This window comes from Leifsonia sp. AK011, assembly GCF_013410945.1.
Lineage (GTDB): Bacteria > Actinomycetota > Actinomycetes > Actinomycetales > Microbacteriaceae > Rhodoglobus.
On sequence record NZ_JACCCH010000001.1, the window covers coordinates 1750731 to 1772788 of the forward strand.

At 66.5% G+C, this 22058-nt stretch carries 20 protein-coding genes, 1 tRNA gene and 1 riboswitch; of the genes, 12 read left to right on the forward strand and 9 right to left on the reverse strand.

Going from position 1 to position 22058, the window contains the following annotated elements:
• Positions 1-52 precede the first annotated feature (52 nt).
• From HDC94_RS08545 to der, 7 genes are read left to right on the forward strand one after another with little or no spacing between them, the layout of a single operon-like run.
• Positions 53-940: a ParA family protein gene (locus HDC94_RS08545; protein WP_179496668.1), complete on the forward strand. Its 888-nt coding sequence runs from the start codon at positions 53-55 to the stop codon at positions 938-940.
• The gene (locus HDC94_RS08550) at positions 924-1748 is read left to right on the forward strand and encodes a ScpA family protein (RefSeq protein ID WP_179496670.1); all 825 of its coding nucleotides are present in this window, start codon (positions 924-926) and stop codon (positions 1746-1748) included. The genes HDC94_RS08545 and HDC94_RS08550 overlap by 17 nt, the downstream gene beginning before the upstream one ends.
• Positions 1749-1764: 16 nt before the next feature.
• Positions 1765-2367: an SMC-Scp complex subunit ScpB gene (gene scpB, locus HDC94_RS08555; RefSeq protein WP_179498955.1), complete on the forward strand. Its 603-nt coding sequence runs from the start codon at positions 1765-1767 to the stop codon at positions 2365-2367.
• Positions 2354-3154 (forward strand): pseudouridine synthase, encoded by an 801-nt coding sequence (locus HDC94_RS08560; protein WP_179496672.1) that lies wholly within the window; start codon positions 2354-2356, stop codon positions 3152-3154. The genes scpB and HDC94_RS08560 overlap by 14 nt, the downstream gene beginning before the upstream one ends.
• Positions 3123-4238, forward strand: coding sequence for a prephenate dehydrogenase (locus HDC94_RS08565; RefSeq protein ID WP_179496674.1), 1116 nt, complete (start codon positions 3123-3125; stop codon positions 4236-4238). Before HDC94_RS08560 ends, HDC94_RS08565 begins: the two co-directional genes overlap by 32 nt.
• Entirely contained in the window at positions 4235-4897 is a 663-nt protein-coding gene (cmk, locus tag HDC94_RS08570; protein WP_179496677.1) for a (d)CMP kinase, read from the forward strand. Before HDC94_RS08565 ends, cmk begins: the two co-directional genes overlap by 4 nt.
• 42 nt (positions 4898-4939) lie before the next feature.
• Entirely contained in the window at positions 4940-6454 is a 1515-nt protein-coding gene (gene der, locus HDC94_RS08575) for a ribosome biogenesis GTPase Der (protein ID WP_179496679.1), read from the forward strand.
• 91 nt (positions 6455-6545) lie between these two features.
• Here the strand turns inward: der and HDC94_RS08580 are convergent, their stop codons facing one another.
• Positions 6546-8036, reverse strand: a complete 1491-nt coding sequence (locus HDC94_RS08580) for a DHA2 family efflux MFS transporter permease subunit (RefSeq protein WP_179498957.1) — start codon at positions 8034-8036, stop codon at positions 6546-6548.
• 251 nt (positions 8037-8287) lie between these two features.
• On the opposite strand from HDC94_RS08580, the gene HDC94_RS08585 reads away from it, so the two are divergent.
• Positions 8288-8361 (forward strand) — tRNA-Pro (locus HDC94_RS08585).
• A gap of 398 nt (positions 8362-8759) precedes the next feature.
• On the opposite strand, the gene HDC94_RS08590 is transcribed toward HDC94_RS08585, so the two are convergent.
• Positions 8760-9227 (reverse strand): DUF4236 domain-containing protein, encoded by a 468-nt coding sequence (locus HDC94_RS08590; RefSeq protein WP_179496681.1) that lies wholly within the window; start codon positions 9225-9227, stop codon positions 8760-8762.
• A gap of 69 nt (positions 9228-9296) precedes the next feature.
• Positions 9297-9863, reverse strand: coding sequence for a TetR/AcrR family transcriptional regulator (locus HDC94_RS08595; RefSeq protein WP_179496683.1), 567 nt, complete (start codon positions 9861-9863; stop codon positions 9297-9299).
• A 67-nt stretch (positions 9864-9930) separates the two neighbouring features.
• Between HDC94_RS08595 and HDC94_RS08600 the strand changes: the two genes are divergently transcribed.
• Complete coding sequence (locus HDC94_RS08600) at positions 9931-10632, forward strand: alpha/beta hydrolase (protein ID WP_179496685.1); 702 nt, start codon at positions 9931-9933, stop codon at positions 10630-10632.
• A gap of 7 nt (positions 10633-10639) precedes the next feature.
• Positions 10640-11026: a nuclear transport factor 2 family protein gene (locus HDC94_RS14955; protein WP_179496687.1), complete on the forward strand. Its 387-nt coding sequence runs from the start codon at positions 10640-10642 to the stop codon at positions 11024-11026.
• Positions 11027-11110: 84 nt separating this feature from the next.
• Here the strand turns inward: HDC94_RS14955 and HDC94_RS08610 are convergent, their stop codons facing one another.
• From HDC94_RS08610 to thiM, 3 genes are all read right to left on the reverse strand, one after another.
• Positions 11111-12622 (reverse strand): bifunctional hydroxymethylpyrimidine kinase/phosphomethylpyrimidine kinase, encoded by a 1512-nt coding sequence (locus HDC94_RS08610; protein ID WP_218870525.1) that lies wholly within the window; start codon positions 12620-12622, stop codon positions 11111-11113.
• The gene (thiE, locus tag HDC94_RS08615; RefSeq protein WP_179496689.1) at positions 12619-13263 is read right to left on the reverse strand and encodes a thiamine phosphate synthase; all 645 of its coding nucleotides are present in this window, start codon (positions 13261-13263) and stop codon (positions 12619-12621) included. The genes HDC94_RS08610 and thiE overlap by 4 nt, the downstream gene beginning before the upstream one ends.
• Positions 13260-14069 (reverse strand): hydroxyethylthiazole kinase, encoded by an 810-nt coding sequence (gene thiM, locus HDC94_RS08620; RefSeq protein ID WP_179496691.1) that lies wholly within the window; start codon positions 14067-14069, stop codon positions 13260-13262. Before thiM ends, thiE begins: the two co-directional genes overlap by 4 nt.
• Positions 14061-14151: riboswitch (TPP riboswitch) on the reverse strand. (Overlaps the previous gene by 9 nt.)
• Positions 14152-14354: 203 nt before the next feature.
• On the opposite strand from thiM, the gene HDC94_RS08625 reads away from it, so the two are divergent.
• Complete coding sequence (locus HDC94_RS08625; protein ID WP_179496692.1) at positions 14355-15980, forward strand: hypothetical protein; 1626 nt, start codon at positions 14355-14357, stop codon at positions 15978-15980.
• Positions 15981-16000: 20 nt separating this feature from the next.
• Here the strand turns inward: HDC94_RS08625 and HDC94_RS08630 are convergent, their stop codons facing one another.
• Genes HDC94_RS08630 through HDC94_RS08640 form a run of 3 tightly spaced genes read right to left on the reverse strand, consistent with a single transcriptional unit; the run spans position 16001 to position 21209 of the window.
• On the reverse strand, positions 16001-17431 hold the full coding sequence (locus HDC94_RS08630) for a carboxylesterase/lipase family protein (RefSeq protein ID WP_179496693.1): 1431 nt from the start codon (positions 17429-17431) through the stop codon (positions 16001-16003).
• A 19-nt stretch (positions 17432-17450) separates the two neighbouring features.
• Positions 17451-20117, reverse strand: a complete 2667-nt coding sequence (locus HDC94_RS08635; RefSeq protein WP_179496694.1) for a phosphoenolpyruvate carboxylase — start codon at positions 20115-20117, stop codon at positions 17451-17453.
• Positions 20118-20168: 51 nt separating this feature from the next.
• Entirely contained in the window at positions 20169-21209 is a 1041-nt protein-coding gene (locus HDC94_RS08640; protein ID WP_179496695.1) for a cupin domain-containing protein, read from the reverse strand.
• Positions 21210-21286: 77 nt separating this feature from the next.
• Between HDC94_RS08640 and HDC94_RS08645 the strand changes: the two genes are divergently transcribed.
• A complete protein-coding gene (locus HDC94_RS08645) occupies positions 21287-21988 on the forward strand; it encodes a YafY family protein (RefSeq protein WP_179496696.1) in 702 nt (233 codons plus the stop codon).
• Positions 21989-22058: the final 70 nt, after the last annotated feature.

Consider the following 22058-nt stretch of genomic DNA (forward strand, 5'->3'; position numbering starts at 1 on the left):
GCCGGGTGTGTGGCCGCCGGGCTCACGAGAGGTGCCGCCGTACACTGTGAGAATGACAGCGCAGCGCGAGGATTCGGCTCTCCTGCCGGGCTTCGAGGCCACGGCAACGGGTCCCACCGGCCGCCCGCTCACCGACTTCGCTGTTCCGAAGCCGCTTCGCGGACACGGTCCCGCTCGCGTCATCTCGCTCTGCAACCAGAAGGGTGGGGTGGGCAAGACCACCACAACCATCAACCTGGGCGCAGCCCTTGCTGAGTACGGCCGCAAGGTACTCGCAGTCGACTTCGACCCCCAGGGTGCCCTGTCAGCCGGGCTCGGCGTGGCCACTCACGACGTGCCCACGATCTATGACCTGCTTCTCGGCACCATCGCCAACCCGTCCGAAGCGATCGTGCACACGAGCGTCCCCAACCTCGACGTCATCCCGGCCAATATCGACCTCTCCGCCGCCGAGGTTCACCTCGTCAACGAGGTGGCACGCGAGACGATCCTCGCCCGAGTGCTGCGCAAGGTGAGTGACCAGTACGACGTCATCCTCATCGACTGCCAGCCATCGCTCGGCCTCCTGACTGTCAACGCCCTGACCGCCGCGCACGGCGTGCTCATTCCCCTCGAGTGTGAATTCTTCGCCCTCCGCGGTGTCGCGCTGCTCGTCGAGACCATCGACAAGGTGCGTGACCGGCTCAATCCCGCGATCGAGCTGGACGGCATCCTGGCCACCATGTACGACGCACGTACCCTCCATTCCCGCGAGGTTCTCGAGCGTGTCGTCGAGACGTTCGGCGACCAGGTTCTCGAGACCGTGATCGGTCGCACCGTGAAGTTCCCGGATGCCAGCGTGGCCGGATCGCCCATCACGAGCTTCGCGCCGGAACACGCCGCCGCCGAGGCCTACCGCCAGCTGGCACGAGAGTTGATTTCGCGTGGCGCGGTCGCCTGACCCGGTAGGCGAGCTCGAGACCGACGCCCCCGGGTTCCGGGTTTCGCTCGCCAATTTCAACGGGCCGTTCGATCTGCTCCTGTCCCTCATCTCGAAGCACGAGCTCGACATCACCGAGGTCTCGCTCTCGGCGGTGACGGACGAGTTCATCTCCTATCTCCGCGGGCTGGATTCGGAGGAGGAACTGGATGAGGCGAGCGAATTCCTCGTCATCGCGGCGACTCTCCTCGACCTCAAGGTCGCCGGGCTTCTTCCCCAGGGCGAACTGGTCGATGCGGAGGATGTCGCGTTGCTCGAGGCCCGGGACCTCCTCTTCGCCCGGCTACTCCAGTACCGCGCGTTCAAGGAATCGGCACGGTGGTTCTCCGAGCGACTGGACGCCGAGTCATCCCGTCACTTTCGGGCCGTGCGGCTCGAGGAGAAGTACCGCAGGCAGGTGCCCGAACTGGTGTGGACACTCTCAGCGGAGGATTTCGCGGCCCTCGCCGCGCTCGCCTTCGCGCCGCGTGAGATTCCGTCTGTCGGACTCGACCATCTGCACGCCCCGCTCGTCAGTATTCGTGAGCAGGCCGCGCACGTCGTCTCCATGCTGCGGCAGGGCGAGCCGATGTCGTTCCGGCAGCTCATCGCTGGAGCCGAGCAGCGTGGCGTGATCATCGCGCGGTTCCTGGCCGTGCTCGAGCTGTACCGCGGTGCTTTCATCACCTTCGAGCAGGCCGAGCCACTCGGCGATCTCACGATCGAGTGGACGGCAGAGCAGTGGTCCGACGACAGCCTCGCGAACCTCGGAGCAGACTATGGACACTGACACGTCAAAGGACGAGATGACCGCAGAATCCACCACCGAAGCGCCGACCCCAGCCCCGCAGCCCGCGGTATCCGACGTCGAGCGCGCGATTGAGGCCATCCTCATGGTCGCCGATGAGCCGCAGAGCCTCGTGCACCTCGCGACTGCGGTCGGGCACCCCGTGCCTGCGGTGCGCCAGTCGATCGAACGCCTCGTCGCCGATTACGATGGCGAAGCCGGGGGAGTGCGCCGTGGGTTCGAGCTGCGGGAGGTCGGCGGCGGCTGGCGCATCTACGTGCGCCCTGAGCACGACATCGTGGTGCGCGACTTCGTCTTGACCCAGAGCCCCACCAGGCTCAGCCAGGCCGCGCTCGAGACCCTCGCCGTGATCGCGTACAAGCAACCGATCAGTCGTGGTGCGATCGCGTCGATCCGGGCCGTGAACGTCGACTCGGTGGTCCGCACGCTGCTGAGCCGTGGGCTCATCACCGAGGCGTTCACGGACAGTGAGACCGGCGCGATCCACTACGAGACCACGCCGCTGCTCCTCACGCAGCTCGGTGTGAACTCGATCGACGACCTGCCCCACATCTCCCCACTTCTCGACGACGGGTCTGCGGGGTTCGATGAGCAGCGTTGATCCGGCCGCCGAAGGCGAGCGGCTTCAGAAGGTGATGGCTGCAGCCGGCGTGGCGTCGCGACGAGCATCCGAGGATCTCATCGCTCAGGGCCGTGTGACGGTCAACGGCGAGAAGGTCACCGAGCCCGGTCGACGGGTGCTTCCCACCGACCTCGTGACCGTGGACGGTGTAGCCATCCAGCTCGACACGAGTAAGCGCTACGTGATGCTCAACAAGCCGGTCGGTGTGGTGAGCTCGCTCGCCGACGAGAGCGGGCGCCCCGATCTCAGACTGTTCACCAAGGACTACCCCGAGCGACTCTTCAACGTCGGACGACTCGACGCAGCGACCTCGGGCCTGCTCATCCTGACCAATGACGGCGAGCTCGCCCACGTGCTCGCCCACCCATCGTTCGGCGTGATGAAAACGTACATCGCGAAGGTGCAGGGGGTCGTCACCGCGCAGACCATCGCCAAGCTCCTCGCCGGGTTCGATCTTGAGGACGGCCCGATCGTCGCCGATAAGGCCAGGGCTCTTCCCGGAGGCTCGGGGCGCGAGACGCTCGTCGAGCTCACCCTGCATTCGGGACGGAACCGGATCGTGCGCCGGATGATGGATGCTGTCGGGCATCCCGTCATCGACCTCGTGCGCCGCCAGTTCGGCCCTCTTCACCTGGGCACACTGCCCGTCGGGCAGACCCGCGATCTCACTAAGGTGGAACTCGGCCGAGTGCTGACCCTGTCCCGATCGGGCGGACAGGATGCCGCGGCCGCCGATGACACCGAGACCGAGGAAGACCGTGACTGATCGCCGCCTTGCCGGCCCCGTTCGGATCGTGGGAACCGGGCTCCTCGGCACCAGCATCGGGCTCGCGCTCACTGCGCGCGGCGTCGACGTCTCGCTCGCGGACACGTCGCCGTCGAGCGTTGCGCTCGCCGTCGACTACGGAGCTGGCCGCCGCGCCGCGGATGGAGATGCCCCCGAGCTCATCGTCGTGTGCGTGCCGCCGGATGTTACGGCCGCGACGGTCGCCGCCGAGCTCGCCGCGTTCCCCGATGCCCTCGTGACCGATGTCGCGAGCGTGAAGGCCGGACCCCTCGCGGAGCTCATCGCCGCTGACGCGGACGTCAGCCGGTACATCGGCTCCCACCCCATGGCAGGCCGCGAACGCAGCGGCGCGATCTCCGCTCGCGCCGACATCTTCATCGGGCGCCCGTGGGTGATCGCCGGTCACGACGGCATCAGCTACCGGCGCGCGGCTGCCGTCGAACAGCTCGCACTCGATCTGGGTGCCATTCCCCTCGAGATGTCCACCGAGGAGCACGACCGCAACGTTGCGCTCGTCTCGCATGTGCCGCAGGTGGTGGCGAGCCTCCTTGCCACCCGCCTCACTGACGCGCCCGAGGCGGCCGTGTCGCTCGCGGGGCAGGGCCTTCGTGACACCACGCGCATCGCGTCGAGTGATCCCGAGTTGTGGGTCCAGATCCTCAGCGCGAACTCCGGCGCGGTCGTTGACGTGCTCCGCAAATACCGCGACGACGTCGATAGCCTGCTCGCCGCTCTCGAGGATCCGGATGCCCGGGGCTCCCGCCGTGCGATCGCGGAGGCTCTCGCCGGCGGAAATGCCGGGGTAGCGCGCATCCCGGGCAAACACGGGCAGTCGGCACGCTTCGCCCAGCTGGTGGTCATCGTCAATGACACCCCGGGTCAGCTCGCGCGTCTCCTCACCGATATCGGAGAAGCGGGAATCAACATGGAGGACCTCCGGCTCGAGCATTCGCCGGGCGCGCAGATCGGCCTCGCCGAGATCTCCGTGCTCCCGGAAGCGGAGGAGCGCCTCGCAACGGAACTGACCGCTCGTGGTTGGAGAATCTCGGAGTTGTCAGCATGACCGTCGTCGTTGCCGTTGATGGGCCCGCGGGTAGCGGAAAATCGAGCGTCTCGCGGGCTGCCGCTCGTTCGCTCGGATTCGCGTACCTCGACACGGGAGCCGCCTACCGCGCGCTCGCATGGCGTTGCCGCCACGAGGGCATCGACACTCACGGTCCGGCCGACGTCATCGAATCCCTCCCGAGCTTTGCCTTCGCGATCGGCACCGATCCCGAAGGGTACTTCGTGCGGGTGGGATCTGAGGACGTCACGACGGACATCCGGGAGCCCGCCATCTCGTCCACGGTCAGCAACATCGCCAGGATCCCGGAGGTGCGCCAGTACCTCGTCGACCTCTTCCGCGGCATCATCGTGTCCACCGAGATGCCGGGGATCGTGGTGGAGGGCCGGGACATCACGACCGTGGTGGCTCCCGATGCCGACGTGAGGATTCTCCTCACAGCCTCCGAAGAAGTTAGAATGGCGAGGCGTTCAGCCGAACTCTCCGGGGTTTCGGCCGAGGCGACCGCTCGGGAACTCAGTTCGCGGGATGCGAAGGATGCGCAGGTCGTCGATTTCATGAATGCCGCCGATGGCGTGACCACCATCGACTCCACAGAACTTGACTTCGAGGCGACCGTCGCCTCGGTCGTCGCCCTCGTTCGATCCACCACAGGCTGAGTGGTCCGCGAGCCGAGCGCAGCTGAACCATAAGGACTGACCATGGCCGACGTCGATGAGACTGACGACTTCCCCGAACTCGATTCCGCGCTCGTCGAGCGCATCACCTCGATCGATGAGGACGAGGCGGCCCGCCGTGCGGAAGCCCTCCGTGCGGGGCTTGGCGACTACGACCTGGACGACGAGGACCTCGACATCCTCGATTCGGCGTCGGAGGACCCGGATGCGATCACGTACCTCCCCGCGCTGCCGGTCCTCGCGATCGTTGGACGCCCGAACGTCGGCAAGTCCGCGCTCGTGAACCGCATCCTCGGCCGCCGCGAGGCCGTCGTCGAGGACACTCCGGGTGTGACCCGTGACCGCGTCAACTACAAGGCCGAGTGGGGCGGCCGCCGTTTCACGATCGTCGACACGGGCGGCTGGGAGGCCGACGCCCGCGGCATCAACGCCTCCGTTGCAGCCCAGGCCGAGATCGCCGTCGATCTCGCGGACGCCGTCCTGTTTGTCGTGGATGCCACGGTCGGCGCGACCGCTACCGATGAGCACGTTGTACGCATGCTGCGCGCAACCAAGAAGCCCGTCATCCTTGCCGCCAACAAGGTGGATGACGCGTACCAGGAGCCCGAGGCAGCAGCCCTCTGGTCCCTCGGCCTCGGCCAGCCGTGGCCCGTGTCCGCGCTCCACGGCCGTGGTGTCGCTGACCTCCTCGATCACGTCCTCACCGTGCTGCCGGAGATCTCGTCCGTCGCGAAGGAGGAGGTGGGTGGCCCGCGCCGCGTCGCCATCCTCGGTCGCCCCAACGTTGGCAAGTCCAGCCTCCTCAACAAGACGGCGGGGGAGGAGCGCGTGGTGGTCAACGACATGGCCGGCACCACACGCGACCCGGTGGACGAGCAGATCGAGCTGGGCGGCAAGTTCTGGCGCTTCATCGACACTGCGGGCATCCGTCGTCGGGTGAACCTTGCGCAGGGTGCCGACTTCTACGCGACCCTCCGCACCTCAGCCGCCCTTGAGCGTGCAGAGGTTGCCGTGGTCGTGATCGACGTGTCGGTCCCCATCAGCGTGCAGGACCTCAAGATCATCGACCTCGTGCTCGAGTCGGGCCGCGCCCTCGTGCTGGCCTACAACAAGTGGGACCTGCTGGATGACGAGCGCCGCATCTACCTCGAGCGCGAGATCGAGCAGGACCTGTCGCACGTCGACTGGGCACCACGCGTGAACATCTCGGCGAAGACCGGTCGGCACCTGGAGAAGCTCGTTCCAGCTCTGGAGACGGCCCTCGAGTCGTGGGACACCCGTATTCCGACGGGAAAGTTCAACGCTTTGCTCTCGGAGCTCGCCGCCGAGCATCCGCACCCCCTGCGCGGTGGCAAGCAGCCGCGCATCCTGTTCGGCACCCAGGCGTCGTCGCGCCCGCCGACATTCGTGCTGTTCACGACCGGCTTCCTCGACCCGCAGTACCGCCGTTTCATCACGCGTCGACTGCGCGAGATCTTCGGCTTCGTGGGCACGCCGATCAATGTGAACATGCGGGTGCGCGAGAAGCGCAAGCGCTAAGAACTTCGCGCGACAGTCACCGCGTGGGTGAGGTCTGCTCTTGGCAGTGTGGCTGCGACGGCTCAGGCTCTCGCAGCCACACAGCCAGTCGCTAGTGCCCTCCGTGCGCGTTGGTGCCAGCCAGCTCCGGGTCGGGCTTGGGTACGAAAAACGTAATCACGATCGCGAACAGCGAGATGATCGCGCCTGCGAGGAAAGCCCAGTGCACGCCCGTGGCGCGAGCAATGACATCGTCTGCGCCTTCCGCTGCGCGCATGATCTCGCCCGCAGTGAGCAGAGCGATGAACAGCGCTGTTCCCGCGGCCCCCGCGAGCTGCTGAACCGTGCCGATGGTCGCACTGCCGTGCGAGTACAGGTTCGGCGGCAGCGCGCCCAGGCCACTCGTGAAAAGGGGCGTGAACATGAAGGCGAGACCGATCGAGAGCGCGACGTGCATGACTATGACGACGTACCACGGTGTTGTTTCGCTGAGGAAGGTGAACGACCACAGTGAGGCGCTCACCAGGATGGACGCAGGAACGAGCAGCGGGCGTGGGCCCACCTTGTCGTAGAGGCGACCGACTACGGGGCCCATGAGACCCATCAGCAGGCTGCCGGGTACCACGAGGAGCCCGCTTACGGTGGGCGAGAGGCCGAGAACGTCCTGCGTGTAGATGGGCAGCAGGATGATCGTGCCGAAGAGTGTTGCCATCATGACGGCCATGAGCACGATAGCGACTGCGAAGCCGCGGCGCGTGAAGGTGCGCAGGTCCAGGAGCGCTCGGTCGGACCGCTGCAGCATCAGCTGACGCCACACGAAGAGGGCCAGCGAGATCACACCCACGATGATCGGGATCCACGGCGCGATCGGAGCGGTACCCGCCGCCGACTCGCCGAGCAGGCTCAGGCCGTAGACGAGTCCACCGAACGCGAAGGCCGAGAGGATGATCGACAGGACGTCAACGGGTGCCTTTGTCGGCGTCGTGACGTTCTGCACGCGCATCGCGCCCATGGCGAGCGCCGCGATGGCGACTGGCAGTACGAGGATGAAGATCCACCGCCAGTCGAGAGCGTCGAGGATGATGCCACCGATTGCGGGCCCCACGGCCGGCGCCACTGACATGACGATCGAAATGTTTCCCATGACGCGCCCACGAGAGTGGGGTGGCACGAGGGTCATCACGGTCGTCATGAGCAGCGGGAGCATGATCGCGGTTCCCGCGGCCTGCACGATGCGCCCCGCGAGCAGCAGCTCGAAGCCAGGTGCCACCGCAGCAATCGCCGTTCCCGCACTGAACAGACTCATCGCGAGAATGAACACCGTGCGCGTGTTGAGGCGCTGCATGAGGAAACCGGTTACCGGGATCACGATCGCCATGGTGAGCATGAACGCAGTGGAGAGCCACTGCGCGGTGCTTGGCTCGATGCGCAGATCCTCCATGAGGCGGGGGAGCGCGACGCCGATGATCGTCTCGTTGAGAAACACCACGAACGTTGCGGCCAGCATGAGGGCAATCACGACCGTGTTGCGTCGTGAGTGATCGGGCGTATCGACGGCTGGAGTCGAACTCGTTACTACGTGCGTCTCGTGTTGCGCATCCATGACCTCTCCACTGGCAGCTTGAGGAACGCCAGCCTCGAGGCCAGCAGGGTCGATCTCGTTGTTACTGGGGATGGTGCGTTCGGTCACAGATTTCCTGTCGTGGTGGAGGCCAGAGGTGCAGACCGCGGGCAGAGGTGCCCGCGGGAAGTTCACGTTGTCAACATTGTGCACCATCCCTCTGACATTTGGGCATACCGGAGGTGTGCAGTTGGCAACGCGCGAACACGCTAAGCTATTCCAGTTGTTTGTCACGGGCTGTGGCGCAGCTTGGTAGCGCACTTGACTGGGGGTCAAGGGGTCGCAGGTTCAAATCCTGTCAGCCCGACTCAACGACTGAGGGGCCGTCCATTGCGGACGGCCCCTCAGTCGTTCGATCGCGCGACACAGATGGGCCCCGCTACGCCGGTTCCGGCGCATCGCACCCTGCGCGGCCAGCGCGTTCCCACTACCGCGATGTGACGGCCGTGCCGGTGGGACGCAGCCCGACAAGATCTCCGTGGGAGCAACTTCCGCGGAAAGTCGAAACGACAGACCCCATCTCCACTAGACCGGAGATGGGGCCTTTCCTTGTCTTGCACGGCTCGTTGCAGATAGCCGTTCTACGCGCTTTCGCGGGAATTCTGCAGCCATCGCCGCCGCCGTCCGTGCGCAGACGCCACCACGGCGTCAGGCGCGCCTCGGACTGATCGGGCCGGTGAGTGCCAACGATCGTGGGAGGAGAAGCTAGACGGACTCGGGCGGCTCGACCGATGTCCCTCCGACCGTCGCGGGCGCGGACCGGTCGCCCGCGATCTGCTTCGGGGTCGTGAGCCACACTGCGACGAGACCTGCAATCACCGACAGCAGGAGAAACGGGCCGATCGCTGGGATAGCACCGAGTAGCAGGGCAGCGAAGATGCCTCCAGTCCAGAACACCCAGCCTCGAATACGTCCGAACGGTCGTCGGTAGGTTCGAGGTCCGGCAGGCGTCACCGCAACCGCGCCGAGCGCCACGGGTGCGGCCCTGCCGCGGCGAGCGGCTGAGCCCGAGCCGGTGTTGTACGAGACACCCTTGGCAATGTTGACGGTCGCACCGCGGCGGGAGTTGACGGTGACGCGGCCAACTTTTGCCGAGGTGGAGACGCCGCTCTTCGAGACGTTGAGACTAAGCCCCTTTGCGATCTTGATCCGTCGATTCATTCTGAAGGCCATGCCTGACAGTAGCGCGCCGGACGGTGGAAGTGAAGGAAGTACCACTTTTTCGGGGAGGCTCAGGTGCGTCTAGCCACTATTCCCCGTCGCGCCGTCACCAAGGCTGCCGAGGAACTCGAAGAAGGCCCGATCGGTTCGTGCGGTGTCTCCGGTGGCTTCGCGATCCATCAGCAGGCCGCGTATCACGGCGAGGACGAGGGTCGCCAGCTCCGGCCGATTGATAGTGCCGAGTCCCACTTCCAGTGGCTCCAGCCAATCGGTTGTCGCGATGCGTCTGAAATCGGGCCAGAGTGATTGCTCCGCACTCTCCCGAAGTTGATTGAACATGCGCACGAACGGTTGCCCGTTGGGGCCGGTCATCTCGGTCCATGCCCGCGCCAGGGTGTCGGTGTAAGCCTCATTGGTTCGGGCGCGCAGCCAGTCGGTGAAGCTGGCGACCTGGCGCTGGCGTGCCCGCTGGAGAATCGCCTTCAGCAAGGCGTCTCGGGTCCCGAAGTGGTACAGCAGCATGCGCGCAGACGCGCCAGCCGCCCGCGCGAGAGGTTCGAGTCGATCGGGCAGCCCGTTCGCCAACGAGTAGTCGGTGCATCGATCAAGGAGGTCGCTGGCGATCTCCGGTTGCTTCCGCCGACCCATCCCACTCCTTTTCGCGTAGTTATTGCTACGTCTATCGTAGATAGTACCCAGAAGAGAAGGAGATTCCGTGGAGCTGATATTCGTGCATGGCGCGCTAGTGCGGGATGGCGAGTGGTGGTGGCGGGAGACCGCCGACCTGTTGAGGAGAACGACAGGGATTCACAGCCGTGCTGTGGCGCTGCCCTCGTGCGGCGAAGCCAGGGAGGAAGGAGGCCTCATTGCCGACGCTGCGGCGCTGCGGGCTGCTCTTGACGAGGTGGGGGATTCAGCCATCGTGGTCGGACACTCCTACGGCGGTACCGTCATCGCCGAGAGCGGATCGCATCCCGCGGTCCAGCACCTTCTCTTTGTATCGTCCTACCTGCCTGCCGTCGGACAGACGCAGGGCATGATCATGAGCGGCGAGACCGATCCGGTCAGCATCGGCGACAATGGCGATGGCACCTTGAGCGCAAACGGCTACGACGCCAGCACCTTCGGGGCACGGTTCCTCCAGGATGCCGACGACGAGACGCAGCGCGAAGCATGGGCCCGCGTGACCAGGCAGGCCGCCAGCGCGTTCACGACTCCGACCAGCGTTGCCGGATGGGAAGATGTGGATTCGACCTACATCATCTGCAGTCGGGACCGCAGCACGTCAGTCGAGCTCCAGCGGCTCCATGCGGGAAGGGCAACGCGATCTGTCGAACTTCCCACCGGTCACCATCCGTTCATCACCCGTCCTGACTTGATAGTGGAGCAGATCCAAGCTCTGTCCGGGCGTCGGTGAATCAGACGTGGACGCCCAACAACTCCGGAGCGCGTACGACGCCTACAACGCTCAGGATCTTCACCGCCTCATGTCGCTGATCACCGACGACGTCGATTGGCCCGAAGGTGACGGCCGGCGTCTCCACGGTAGAGCCGCAGTCACCGAGTACTGGCGAGAACAATGGGTCCGCACTCGAACGACCGATACGGTTGGCCCCATTGCCCATCTTTCCGAGTCCGTCCTAGCAGTGCACGTCGACCAGGTTGTTCGCTCGATAGGTGGGAGGAGAATCTCCGGGGGCACGTTCGCCCACGTCGTCCACGTAGACAACAACCGGATTTCCCGTCTCGACATCGTGGCGCTTCGCGGAGCGCCGCAATCCGCCGGCCCCACACCTCACGAAGGAGCATGACCACAACGGTGCTTGCCCTCGTTGCCGGGCAGGCTCTCGCATGATCTCCGCAACCCTGCTCTGCACGACCAGATTGGGGGGTCGTCAAGCGGCTCCATGAGGGTCCCACGCGACAGCGTCCCGTGCGTCCGAGTCCGTGTTTCGCCCGGAAGGCGCCGTGAAGAAGTCGTGCTCGTGGCGTGCCGATGTGCGAAAGGCCCGTTGCATCCGTCGCCTGTGCTCGGGAAGCGCATGCCCAGCGTGAGAGGTCACGTACTCGATGGCGCGGGTCGTGGCATCACGGAACGCGGGGTCGGCATAGGTGGTGAGCCACTGACGGTAGGGGTTCTCGGATGCCGCGTGGCTGAGCATCCGTTCGCCGATGTCGACGTACATCCAGAAGCAGGGGAGTAGACCAGCGATGAGTTCGCCGTAGTCTCCGCGCGCGGCGAGTGCGAGCAGGTGATCGACGTAGGCGGTCGTGGTCGCGCTGGGTTCCGCGACGAACAGCTCATCGGTGTCGAGCCAGTGGGTGTGCAGATCGAGCTCCGCGGCGATCGCACTATGGGCGCTCGTCGCCCAGAAGGCCTGCTCCTCGCGGGTGGGGGCGAGAGCGCTCGCGTGGGCGAGAGCTCGCGAGTAATCCCGCAGGTAGAGGGCGTCCTGTTGGAGGTACCAGGTGAAGTCACCTCGCTCGAGGCTGCCGTCCACCAGGCCACGAACAAAGGGCAGGGCGTCTGTCGACTCCCGGATCGGGGCGATATCCGTCCACCATTCCTCGGCCACGCGGCTCGCAGGGAGCGGAGGAGCGGACTGCCGCCACAGTGCCGCGAAATGGGAGATCGGTCCATTGCCCTGCCCGACCTGGAGGTCGTCGGCTGCGCTCAGGCTGTCGGTGAGCCAGGTCTTCGCCTCGTCGATCGCGGGCTCCCATGCTCCGTGTCGCACACGGAGAGTTGCGACGGCGGAGGAGAGCGAACATCCCGTGCCGTGGGTGTTCTTCGTGGCTACCCGAGTCGCGCTGAACTCGGTCACTGTGCCCGTTGCGCCATCGATGTAGGCATCCATGGTGATCGGGGTCTCGAAGTGACCCCCCTTGGCCAGAACGGAGACTCCGTACTCGCTGGCCAGTACCTGCGCCTGCTCCAGGGCTTCATCCCAGGTCGAGGCGTCGCGGGTGCCCACGAGCACGGCGAGTTCGCGTCGGTTGGGAGTGACGAGGTCGACGTCGGTGAGGAGGTACCTCACGGCGTCCTCGGCGCGTGACGAGAGGAGCCTGTCACCACTCGTGGCCACCATCACAGGGTCGAGCACGACAACGGGCGGCGCAGTGCGGGCAAGCCACGCGCGAACCGTTGCGATGATGTTCTCGTCGAAGAGCATCCCGATCTTCACGGCGTCGATCTCGACGTCGTCGCTCACAGTTCGCAACTGCTCGGCAAGAAAATCCACAGGTGGCACGTGGATGCTTCGCACTCCTCGCGTGTTCTGTGCGACGAGCGCGGTGACCACGGCCATGCCATAGCCGCCGTTCGCGGCGATGCTCTTGAGATCGGCGTGGATGCCAGCACCCCCGGTCGGATCGGTGCCCGCGATGCTCAGCACGCGGGGAATCATGCCGCACCCCACGCCCGTGCGAAGTCCCGCGCGGCCGCTTCCGGGTCGCGCGCGCCACCGATCGCTGACGCCACGGCGACTCCAGCGAGCCCTCCTGCGCGCAGTGCGGCCACATCGTCGAGGACGATTCCGCCAATGGCCACGGCGGGCAGGGGGCAGCGCGAGGCTCGCCTCACGATGCCGTCGACGCCGAGGGCGGGTGGCGCGTCGGTCTTGGTCGACGTCTCGCGCACGACGCCGAGGCCCACGTAGTCAACGCGGCCACGCGATACCGCGGCCGCACGAATCTGCTCATCGGATGACGCGGTCACCCCGATCACGGCGTGCGGGCCCACGATTTCCCGCACGCGCTCTGCCGGAAGGTCGCTCTGCCCGAGGTGTACTCCCGCAACCTGGGAACTCTCGCGCTTCGCGGCCAAGTACACATCAACCCGATCATTGACGATGACGCTCACCCCTGGGGGTACGGTGCGGCCCACGGCGGTGACGAGGGCGAGCAGGCTCCGGGCATCCGCGCGTTTGTCGCGCACCTGCACCGCGGTGACCCCTCCGTCAACGGCGAGGGCAACCGTTTCGAGCACGGTACGTCCGGCTCGCGCCGCGGCATCCGTGTCGGTCACAAGGTAGAGGGAGAGGTTCACGAGAGGTTGCCCGACGTGAGCACGTCGTTGCCGGACAGGTTCGCGAGGGCGTCGAGAAACGCGACCGAGAAACTGCCGGGCCCGTGAGCTGCGGCCGCCGCGTGCTCGGCGGCAACCGCGTACGCCGTGCACGCGGAAACGACGGCCTCGAGGGTGTCGTCGTGGGAGCCGACGAACGCAGCGACGACACCTCCGAGCGCGCACCCCCCTCCCGTGACGCGAGTCAGCAGCGGGCTTCCGTTCGCGATTCTCACCACGGCGTGCCCGTCGGTCACGAGGTCGACGGGCCCGGAGACCGCAACGACGCCGCCTGTTGAGAGAGCAAGCGAACGGGCATCCTCGAGGGACTCGTCGACACCGTCGGAGGAGTCGACACCGCGCCCGCCAGCGCTAGCGCCGGCGAGGGCGCGAATCTCCGACGCGTTGCCCCTGATCACCGTGGGGCGCAAGGCGAGAAGAGCGTCTGCGAGTTCGGTGCGCACCGGCAGGGCGCCGACGGCGACAGGGTCGAGCACCCACGGGCGCCCCAGCTGGGCGCACGCCTCAGCAGCCTCGATCATGGCGTCGCGCTGCCCGGCCGCTGGCGTGCCCAGGTTGATGAGCACGGCGGATGCAGCGCCGACCATGGGCCCGGCCTCCCCGGGGATGTCGACCATCGCGGGGGAAGCACCGAGCGCGAGGAGTGTGTTGGCGACAAAGTTGACCGTCACGACATTGGTGAGGCACTGCACAAGGGGCCCAGCCGCTCTCACCTCCCCGAGGGCAGTTGAGCTTGCGGTGAGCAGGGTTAATGGCGTGCGCAACATGTGCGACATCCCTTCGCTAGTACGAACTAGATCAGGTTCGACGGGTGTGATCTCAGCCCGATGGGCACCCCGTGTCACTGGCATCGACACTACCGGAGCCGGCATCCTCGACCGGACAGACGCCCACAACTCTCGCGGGCCGCGCAGTTGCAGAAGCGACAGCACATCGTCGGATGGGCCCCCGAGGGCGATATTCGCCTCATCCTGTCAGCGAACTGAGCAACCCGATATGTCTTCGCGTGGTCGCGATGGAGCCGATGAGTCCATGCCCGATAGCATGCTCCCATGCTCTTGCGCGCCGCTGTGTCCACAGTCCTGTTCGGCACAGTGGTCGTCGCGGCCGTCGGCGGTGACGGTACTGCGACCGCCGCTCACGGCCGCGAGGCTTCCGCCTTGGCGGTTCCGCCCGCGTGCGTCTCGAGCAGCGTTGATCCGGGCATCCCGGCGACCGACTTCGGTGACATCGCACAGTACTCGGCGATCCCACTCGCGCAGGGCGTGGACTGCACGGGCTTTCGCGCCTATCTGTCCACCGGTCTGCCTCAGTACGACTCGCAGTCCTTCGAATTCTTCGGCGAGCTCGTCGGCAGCGACGGCAGCACGAACTCAGTCGCGATGATGTCGCAGGGCAATCCGCTGTCGTGGCTCGACCCGAGCCTCCCGATACCAATCACGGTTGAGGAGGCCGGATTCATCTTCAACCGACTCGGCGAGAACGCCGGCCCGATCATCGGCGGCGTCGACGGTCTCGCGCTGCCGGACCTGCCACCCACCACGGCCACTGCCGACATATCCATCGACTACGAGCCGTGGAGTATCGATGTGCTCGGAACCACCGGCAGCGAGGTGGAGTGGATCTCCATGACAGCCATCACCGGTGCGCCCGGCGCGGTCGGGACAAGCTACCTGCTCACCGCTGCCCTCACGACGGGGTACGCGGGCAGCGGCGTGACCGAGCCCACAACGTTTGAGGCACTGGTGACGGATCCCACCGGAATCGTCCAATGGGGCTACGGGCCGAACGATTTCTTTCCGCTCTGGATGTTCGATGGCACGCCAGTTGGTGGCATCCCGACGGATGATCAGCGCGGCCCCATCACGAACGATTACGGCGGCGACATCGGCGCCTACCTCGCGGCCACTAACGACCCGATGACAGGGCAGGGGTCGCAGTACTACTCGATGCCCGTTCTGCACGTGGACGAGTGGTCGATCACTCGAGGCGGGTTATCCGTCGGTGGCACCTCTGGGACGCTGTGGTTCGATAACCTCACCGAGACCTACAACGAGACCGCCAACTACATTGTGCGCAACGGGTACCAGTGGACCGAGTTCTCCATGATGATGCCCGAGACGGGGCAGGGCCTCCTGGTCGCGAAGACGAGCCAGGCCGACGTCGGAGACCTCTACTACGCCATGCTCGCTGGCGAGGGCTCCACGCAGAACGTGAACGGCACCCTCGTCCCGACCGCAAACTGGTCGCAATCTGCGATCGAGGTCGAGGCGGTCCCGGGGAGCGAGTGGACCTCTCCCCAGAGCTGCTACGTCTACACGCTCGCTGATCACGTCACGCTCGCGGCGGGCGAGGGCAGACCCGCCGTGGACGTTGTCTTCAGCGCGGTCGACCACCCGTTCCAGGAGATCGACGTACTCGGGCGCGCGGTGTACGAGGGACTGTTCTCCTACACCGGAACGATCGACGGGCAGGCCGTGAGCGGTAGGGCGTGGGGTGAGATCCAGGGCACGCCACCAACCGGCGGCTGTGGTGGCGACAGCGCGCCGGCGCTTGCCGCCACCGGCCAGGAAGTCGCGCCGATGGCGCCCGCCGCGGCACTGCTCGTACTGGCGGGAGCAGTGCTCCTCGCCGTTCTCCGTCGCCGCGCGAGGTTGGCAGACAAGCATCGCGTCTGACGTGAGCGGTGCCCTAGCGGTCAGACTCCAGTGAGAAGCGCGTCAACCACTCCTGCGCGACGCTGCGGGAGCGTTCGCGACTCGGTGTCGTACACGCGGGTGAGTCTCACGCTGTCGAACGCAGGCCAACCCGGATCACCCGTTGTGATGAACCGTACCCAACCGTCGTGCATCTCGGTGGCGAGCTGCTGCGGTGCACCCGGCCCGGAGAGGGCAAGAGCGTCAGCAGAGTCGACTCCGTCGAACGTGAAGGCCATCTCCACCGCGTGGGCGGCCCGAAGGTCGCGGACTGGGCTTCGCCACGCGAATTCGTAGAGGTAGGTCGGTGCAGCGCGGCTGTTCGCGACGTCCGTCGCTGGGGCGCGCAGGATGCGGTCGGTCAGCACCTGTCCGAGTACTTCGCCGGGCGAAGAGTGGGGGAGTGCGGCCCGCACCTCCCGCAGGGCTCGCCGCGGCATCCGTGCGACCAGGCTGGCGATGAACCCCTTCACGGGTCCGATGGAGGCGATCGTGTCGGGGCTCAGCCACAGGCGGTACTCGTCGGTGTTGGTGCCGATGAGAACCGGCACCGCCACATCGCGGAGCGCGAAACGCGGCGAGAGAGGCAGAGAGTCGGAGTCGACGGCGACCGAGTGGCTGGGTGCTCCCGCGAGCGGTGACGAGTTCGCCGCCATGAGGGTGCGCGCCTTCACAAGTTCACTGGGGCTGACCTCAAGGAACGCCTCTCTGGTCGGCGCGATGCCGAAGTGCTTGGCCAGTGCCCGGGTCACACGCCCCGCATGGTCGGTGTCAGGTGCGTCGAGAGGGCCGGACTGGATGATTGCTCCCGAGACGAGCGCCAGGCTGTCCGGGCGCGACAGCAGCGATGCCACGATCGCGCCGCCAGCCGACTCGCCCATGAGCGTGATGCGCGACGGGTCGCCCCCGAAGGCGGGCGCCTCACGGTGCACCCATTCGAGTGCGAGCGCGGCATCCCGCAAGCCGAGGTTGAGTGGTGCGCCGTCGAGGACGGAGAAGCCCTCCGCGCCGAGGCGATAGTTGAGGGAGACGAAGACCACGCCGTCGCGAGCGAACGTGCTGCCGTCGTAGCCGGGAAGTGCCGAGGTGCCGCGCTCGAACGCTCCACCATGGACCCACACGACGATGGGTGCAGAAGCAGCGTTCTCGGGGGTCCAGACATTTACCGTCAGGATGCCCTCGCCTGCGATCGCGACGGTGCGAAGCAAGTCGGACATCGGGTGTGGGTACTGGCTCTGAGGCGCGGTGGGACCGAACTCGGTAGCGTCTCGCACGCCACTCCACGCTTGTGCGGGAACGGGATTGGCGAACCGAAGATCTCCCACCGGCGGCTCACCATAAGGAATCCCCAAAAATCGCAGGACCCCGTTCTCCGCGATTCCACGCACGACTCCCGAGGAGAGGCGCAGCGTTGGCGATTTCTCGGTACTCACGGTGGTCCTCCCAGACCTTCTACCCGGTGTTCTGCAGCCCAGCCGCAACCCCGCTCACCGAGAGCAGCAGGAGGCGCTGCAGCTCGGGATCGGGCTCGGCGTTCTGGGGCGTAGCGCGCAGCTCGCGCAGAGCGCGTAGCTGAAGCAGCGACAGCGCATCGACGTAGGGGCTCCGCATCTTGACGGCCCGCTGCAGGACCGGCTTGTTGGCGAGCAGTTCGTCGCCGCCAGTGAGCCGGATCACCCAGTCGCGCGTAAGGGCCATCTCATCGTTCACGAGGTCGGCGAGGTCGTCGCGATCCCCGAGCTCAAGGTAGCGCTGAGCGATGCGTTCGTCGGCCTTCGCGAGGCTCATGGCCACGTTGTCGATCATCGTGCGGAAGATCGGCCACTCCGCGTAGGCGAGTTCGAGCTCATCCGCGTCACCGACGGCCTCGAGAGCGGAGCCAAGACCGAACCATCCGGTCAGGTTGATGCGGGCCTGGGTCCAGGAGAACACCCACGGGATGGCGCGGAGGTCTTCAAGCGACTCGACCGAGAGGCCGCGACGTGCGGGCCGCGAGCCGAGGGCCAGCAGTCCGATCTCCTCCATGGGTGTCACGGTGGCGAACCAGGGGGCGAAGCCCGGCGCCTTCACGAGCTCGAAGAAACGGGCCCGGGATGCCGCATCCATCGTCGCGGCAACGTCAGCGAACCGCGTCGCGGCCCCGTCGTTGCGCTTCTCGATCGAGGGGGCGGACGCCAGCAGCGTCGCCGCTGCGACCTGGTCGACGTGACGCATAGCGATCTCGGGGTCGCCGTAGCGGGCGAAGATGACCTCGCCCTGTTCGGTGACCTTGAAGCGTCCGTCGACGGAGTGCGGCGGCTGGCCGAGGATGGCTGAGTTGGCGGGCCCACCGCCACGGCCGAGCGCGCCACCGCGCCCGTGGAAGAGCGTCAGCTCGATGTTCTGCTCGCGAGCCCACGTCGCGATCTTCTCCTGTGCCTCGTAGAGGGCGAGGGTCGCGGCGACGGGACCGACGTCCTTCGAGGAGTCGGAATAGCCGAGCATGACCTCGAGCTTGCGGCCCGTGGCATCCAGCCGGGCGGCGAACTCGGGGTGGTCGACGATCTCAGCGAGGATCGCCGGGGCCGCCTGAAGGTCGGCGAACGTCTCGAAGAGCGGGATGACGTCGAGCACGGGCGGTGTGCCCTGCGGGCCGACCGCAGCGCGAGCGAGGCGGTGGACGGTCGCGAGGTCCTCGGCCGACTGCGTGAACGACACGATGTAGCGGCCCGCGGCGCGCGGTCCGTAGCGCGTCTGGATCTGCGCGATGACACGGATGACCTCGAGCACCTCCTGCGCCTGCTCGCTCAGCTCGCCGCCGGCCTCGACCTCGGCGAGCACCTTGGCGTGCACGGCGGAGTGCTGCCGCACCTCGAGTTCGGCGAGGTGGAACCCGAACGTCTGCACCTGCCAGATGAGCTCCTGGAGCGCGCCGTATGCCTGGCGAGGTGCCGAGGCCGCGACGAGGGATGACTGCACCGTGCGGAGGTGCTCGAGCAGCTCGGCAGGCTCGCGGTACGCGAGGTCAGCGTCACGGGTCCGGGTGGCGGCAACGCGCCGCGCGATCATCAGCAGCACGCGGCGATGCGTTTCGTTGGGGGAGCGCTTGGCGACCTCGCCGGCCGTGGCTTCGTCGGCGGAGCGCAGCATCTGCCAGAGAGCGAGCAGCTCGTCGGACGGCGGGGTGGTCGTGGCATCCAGCGTCAGTTCGCGGCCCACGCGCGCCGTCGTGCGCTCGAGGCCGATGAGCACGTGCTCGCTCGCGATCGCGGCGGCATTCCTGGTCACGGATGCCGTGACGAACGGGTTTCCGTCGCGGTCTCCTCCCACCCACGTGCCAAGTCGCACGAACGGCTCGACGACGGGCTGCGTCCATCCTGCCGACCCGCCCTGCAGCGCGTCGTCGATGCGTCGGTAGACGGCCGGGATCGACGTGTAGAGCGTCTCGTCGAAGACGGCCATGATCGAGCGCACCTCGTCGGTGGGCGTCGGCTTCTCGGCGCGCAACGGCGCGGTGCGCCACAGGGTGTCGATCTCGGCGAGCATGGCGCGCTTGATCCGGTCACCCTCCGGGCCAACGGGCGACGCGTCATTCTCACGCACGAGGGTGGCCAAGCGACGGATGCAGTCCGACACCGCACGGCGTCGTGCTTCTGTCGGGTGCGCCGTGAAGACGGGGTGGAAGCGCAGGGCGCGCAGGCGTTCGAGTGCCGCGTCACCACCGATCTCGGCGCTCAGCTGCGCGAAGGCACCGTCGACGGAGTCGTTGCCCGGCTCGGTGTCGCTCGCGGCACGCTCGCGGAGAACGCGCACGCGCTGGTGCTCCTCGGCGAGGTTCACGAGGTGGAAGTACGCGGTGAAGGCGCGAGCCACTTCCCCGGCGCGGGCCAGGTCGAAGGACTCTGCCACCTCGACCGCGCGGGCGAACGCCTCCGGGCCCGAATCCGTGTAAGCCTGGATCGTTGCGATGCGCAGGCGTTCGACGTCCTCGTAGAGTCCGGGGGAGCCACTTTCGCGGAGCACGCGCCCCAGCAGCTCTCCGAGCAGGCGCACTTCAGCACGCATGTGTTCGGGTATCTCTTGCCCGGCTTCGTAACGCCCGACGAGTTTCAGGGTTTCAGTGGGTGTGGGCTCGCGCATCCCTCTACCGTATCGAGGCTGGAGCACCCCGAATGACACCGACGGTTGCGCCTACAGCACAGGGTCGCGCGGGTTGATCCGGGGGACGATGAGCGGGTCGATCGGTGTCTCCGGAAAATCCGGCAGGTTTGCTTCTGGCACCTCGAACGCGGCGGCCAGCACTTCTCGCGAGAACGCCGACGCTGTCGCCCGATATCCGATGTCTCCGGGCATGGGCTGGTCGAAGAAGATGAGGAAGTGGATGCCGTCGTCGGTGAGGGACTCGATGTGGTGCGGGTACGCGCGCGGGATGAAGTAGGTGTCACCCGGGTCCAGTTCGTAGGTCTCGAGGGATCCGTCTGGGCTGAGCACCGTCATCCGGCCGTGGCCCTTGTGGACGTAACCCATCTCTCCCGTCACGGGATGCCAGTGCGGCTCGCGCATGCCGGCACCGCCGACGCCCAGCGAGTACATCGAGAGGTCCTCGAGGGCCGCCCAGTACTGCTTGCGCGCGAACTTGGCGTACCCGTAGTCGTATTGAAGGGGCGCGATCTCGCCCTCAACGTCGAAGAGGTGCGCATTGGGATAGCCCGCCGAGTCCGGCACCCGCGCCGGACCCTCACGTCGGACGATCTGCGACGCGTTCTCGCGGTCGAACACCTCGAAGGCCGAGGCGGGCATGTCGTAGGTGTTACCGAGCACGGCGTTCGTCATCGCGTTGAAACCGTTGCGCAGCGAGAAGTGGGCGGGCCGGTCGCTGCGAAGGCCCGCGATGATCTCCGCCTCATCGTCCCCGATGTTCTCGATGTGATACACCGCACCGGATTCCACGTGGTACATCTGGCCGGGCTTCACGACAAAGTGCGAGAACTCGTCGGCGTTGCCGAGCATCGACACGAGCACAGTGCCCCTGGTCACGTACGCAATCTGGTTCGCGTTCACGTTCCACTGCGGTTCGCGGATGCCACCGGGTGCCAGGACGATCCGCTTGATCGAGATCCCCGCGAGGATCGGGAGGGATGCGGAGGTGAGCTGGGTGATCGACCCGTGCTCGTTCTCGAACGCTTTCTCGCCCGTGAGGAGCGAGGCTTTGTGAAGTGAAGAGGTGGTCATGCTTCTCCCGGTATCGGTGCGTTCTTCCGAGAATAGGACTCATCGAGGCTCGCGCGGGCTCTCGATACAGTGTCGGAATGAATCGGACGGACCGTCTCTATGCGCTAGTCGAGGAGCTGCGCGCGGTCGCCCCTCGCCCCCGAAGTGCCCGGTGGCTCGCGGCAAGGTTCTTCGTGAGCTCGCGAACCATCGAGCGCGACCTTTCAGCGCTCCAGCAGGCGGGGGTGCCGATCTACGCAGAGCCTGGTCGCACGGGCGGCTATTGCATCGATCCCTCACACACTCTCGCACCGCTGGGTTTAACCGGCGACGAGGCGCTGGCGGTTTCCCTCGCCCTCACCATGCTCGCGCAGAGCCCATTTCATGCGGCGTCGGCGTCCGCGCTGCGCAAGGTCACCGCCGTCATGGATGAACGCACGCTCCGCGAGAGCGCAAGGCAGGCTGAGCGGATACTCCTTCTCGACGACGGGCGGTCGCTGTCGCCAGCGATCGCGGGAGCTGTCAGCACGGGGAGTGTGCTTCTGCTGACCTACCGGGATCGCGTCGGCGACGAGACTGCCCGCGAGGTGGAGCCCATGGGCTACGTCGGGAAAGGCAACGATTGGTACCTGATCGCCTGGTGTCGCCTTAGCAATGGCGTCCGCGCTTTCCGTGGGGACCGAATAGTCGCGGTCGAGCCCACCGGTGAGCGGTCGACTCGGAGGGCGCTCAGTGCCGATGACCTCGACATCCGATTCGGAACTCTTCGAGGGATAGAAACAGATCGGGAATCTTCTTAAACACCGACACAACGTTGTCGCGGGAGGAACACAGGATGGACCCGGCGGGCCGAGTGGTCCGCACGAAAGG

Bases quoted from the DNA above. Each gene is read 5' to 3' on its own strand.
- HDC94_RS08545 (WP_179496668.1), top strand. From the start codon at position 53: ATGACAGCGCAGCGCGAGGATTCGGCTCTCCTGCCGGGCTTCGAGGCC.
- scpB (WP_179498955.1), top strand. From the start codon at position 1,765: ATGACCGCAGAATCCACCACCGAAGCGCCGACCCCAGCCCCGCAGCCC.
- HDC94_RS08560 (WP_179496672.1), top strand. From the start codon at position 2,354: ATGAGCAGCGTTGATCCGGCCGCCGAAGGCGAGCGGCTTCAGAAGGTG.
- HDC94_RS08565 (WP_179496674.1), top strand. From the start codon at position 3,123: ATGACACCGAGACCGAGGAAGACCGTGACTGATCGCCGCCTTGCCGGC.
- cmk (WP_179496677.1), top strand. From the start codon at position 4,235: ATGACCGTCGTCGTTGCCGTTGATGGGCCCGCGGGTAGCGGAAAATCG.
- der (WP_179496679.1), top strand. From the start codon at position 4,940: ATGGCCGACGTCGATGAGACTGACGACTTCCCCGAACTCGATTCCGCG.
- HDC94_RS08580 (WP_179498957.1), bottom strand. From the start codon at position 8,036: ATGGATGCGCAACACGAGACGCACGTAGTAACGAGTTCGACTCCAGCC.
- HDC94_RS08590 (WP_179496681.1), bottom strand. From the start codon at position 9,227: ATGGCCTTCAGAATGAATCGACGGATCAAGATCGCAAAGGGGCTTAGT.
- HDC94_RS08595 (WP_179496683.1), bottom strand. From the start codon at position 9,863: ATGGGTCGGCGGAAGCAACCGGAGATCGCCAGCGACCTCCTTGATCGA.
- HDC94_RS08610 (WP_218870525.1), bottom strand. From the start codon at position 12,622: ATGATTCCCCGCGTGCTGAGCATCGCGGGCACCGATCCGACCGGGGGT.
- thiM (WP_179496691.1), bottom strand. From the start codon at position 14,069: ATGTTGCGCACGCCATTAACCCTGCTCACCGCAAGCTCAACTGCCCTC.
- HDC94_RS08625 (WP_179496692.1), top strand. From the start codon at position 14,355: ATGCTCTTGCGCGCCGCTGTGTCCACAGTCCTGTTCGGCACAGTGGTC.
- HDC94_RS08635 (WP_179496694.1), bottom strand. From the start codon at position 20,117: ATGCGCGAGCCCACACCCACTGAAACCCTGAAACTCGTCGGGCGTTAC.
- HDC94_RS08640 (WP_179496695.1), bottom strand. From the start codon at position 21,209: ATGACCACCTCTTCACTTCACAAAGCCTCGCTCCTCACGGGCGAGAAA.
- HDC94_RS08645 (WP_179496696.1), top strand. From the start codon at position 21,287: ATGAATCGGACGGACCGTCTCTATGCGCTAGTCGAGGAGCTGCGCGCG.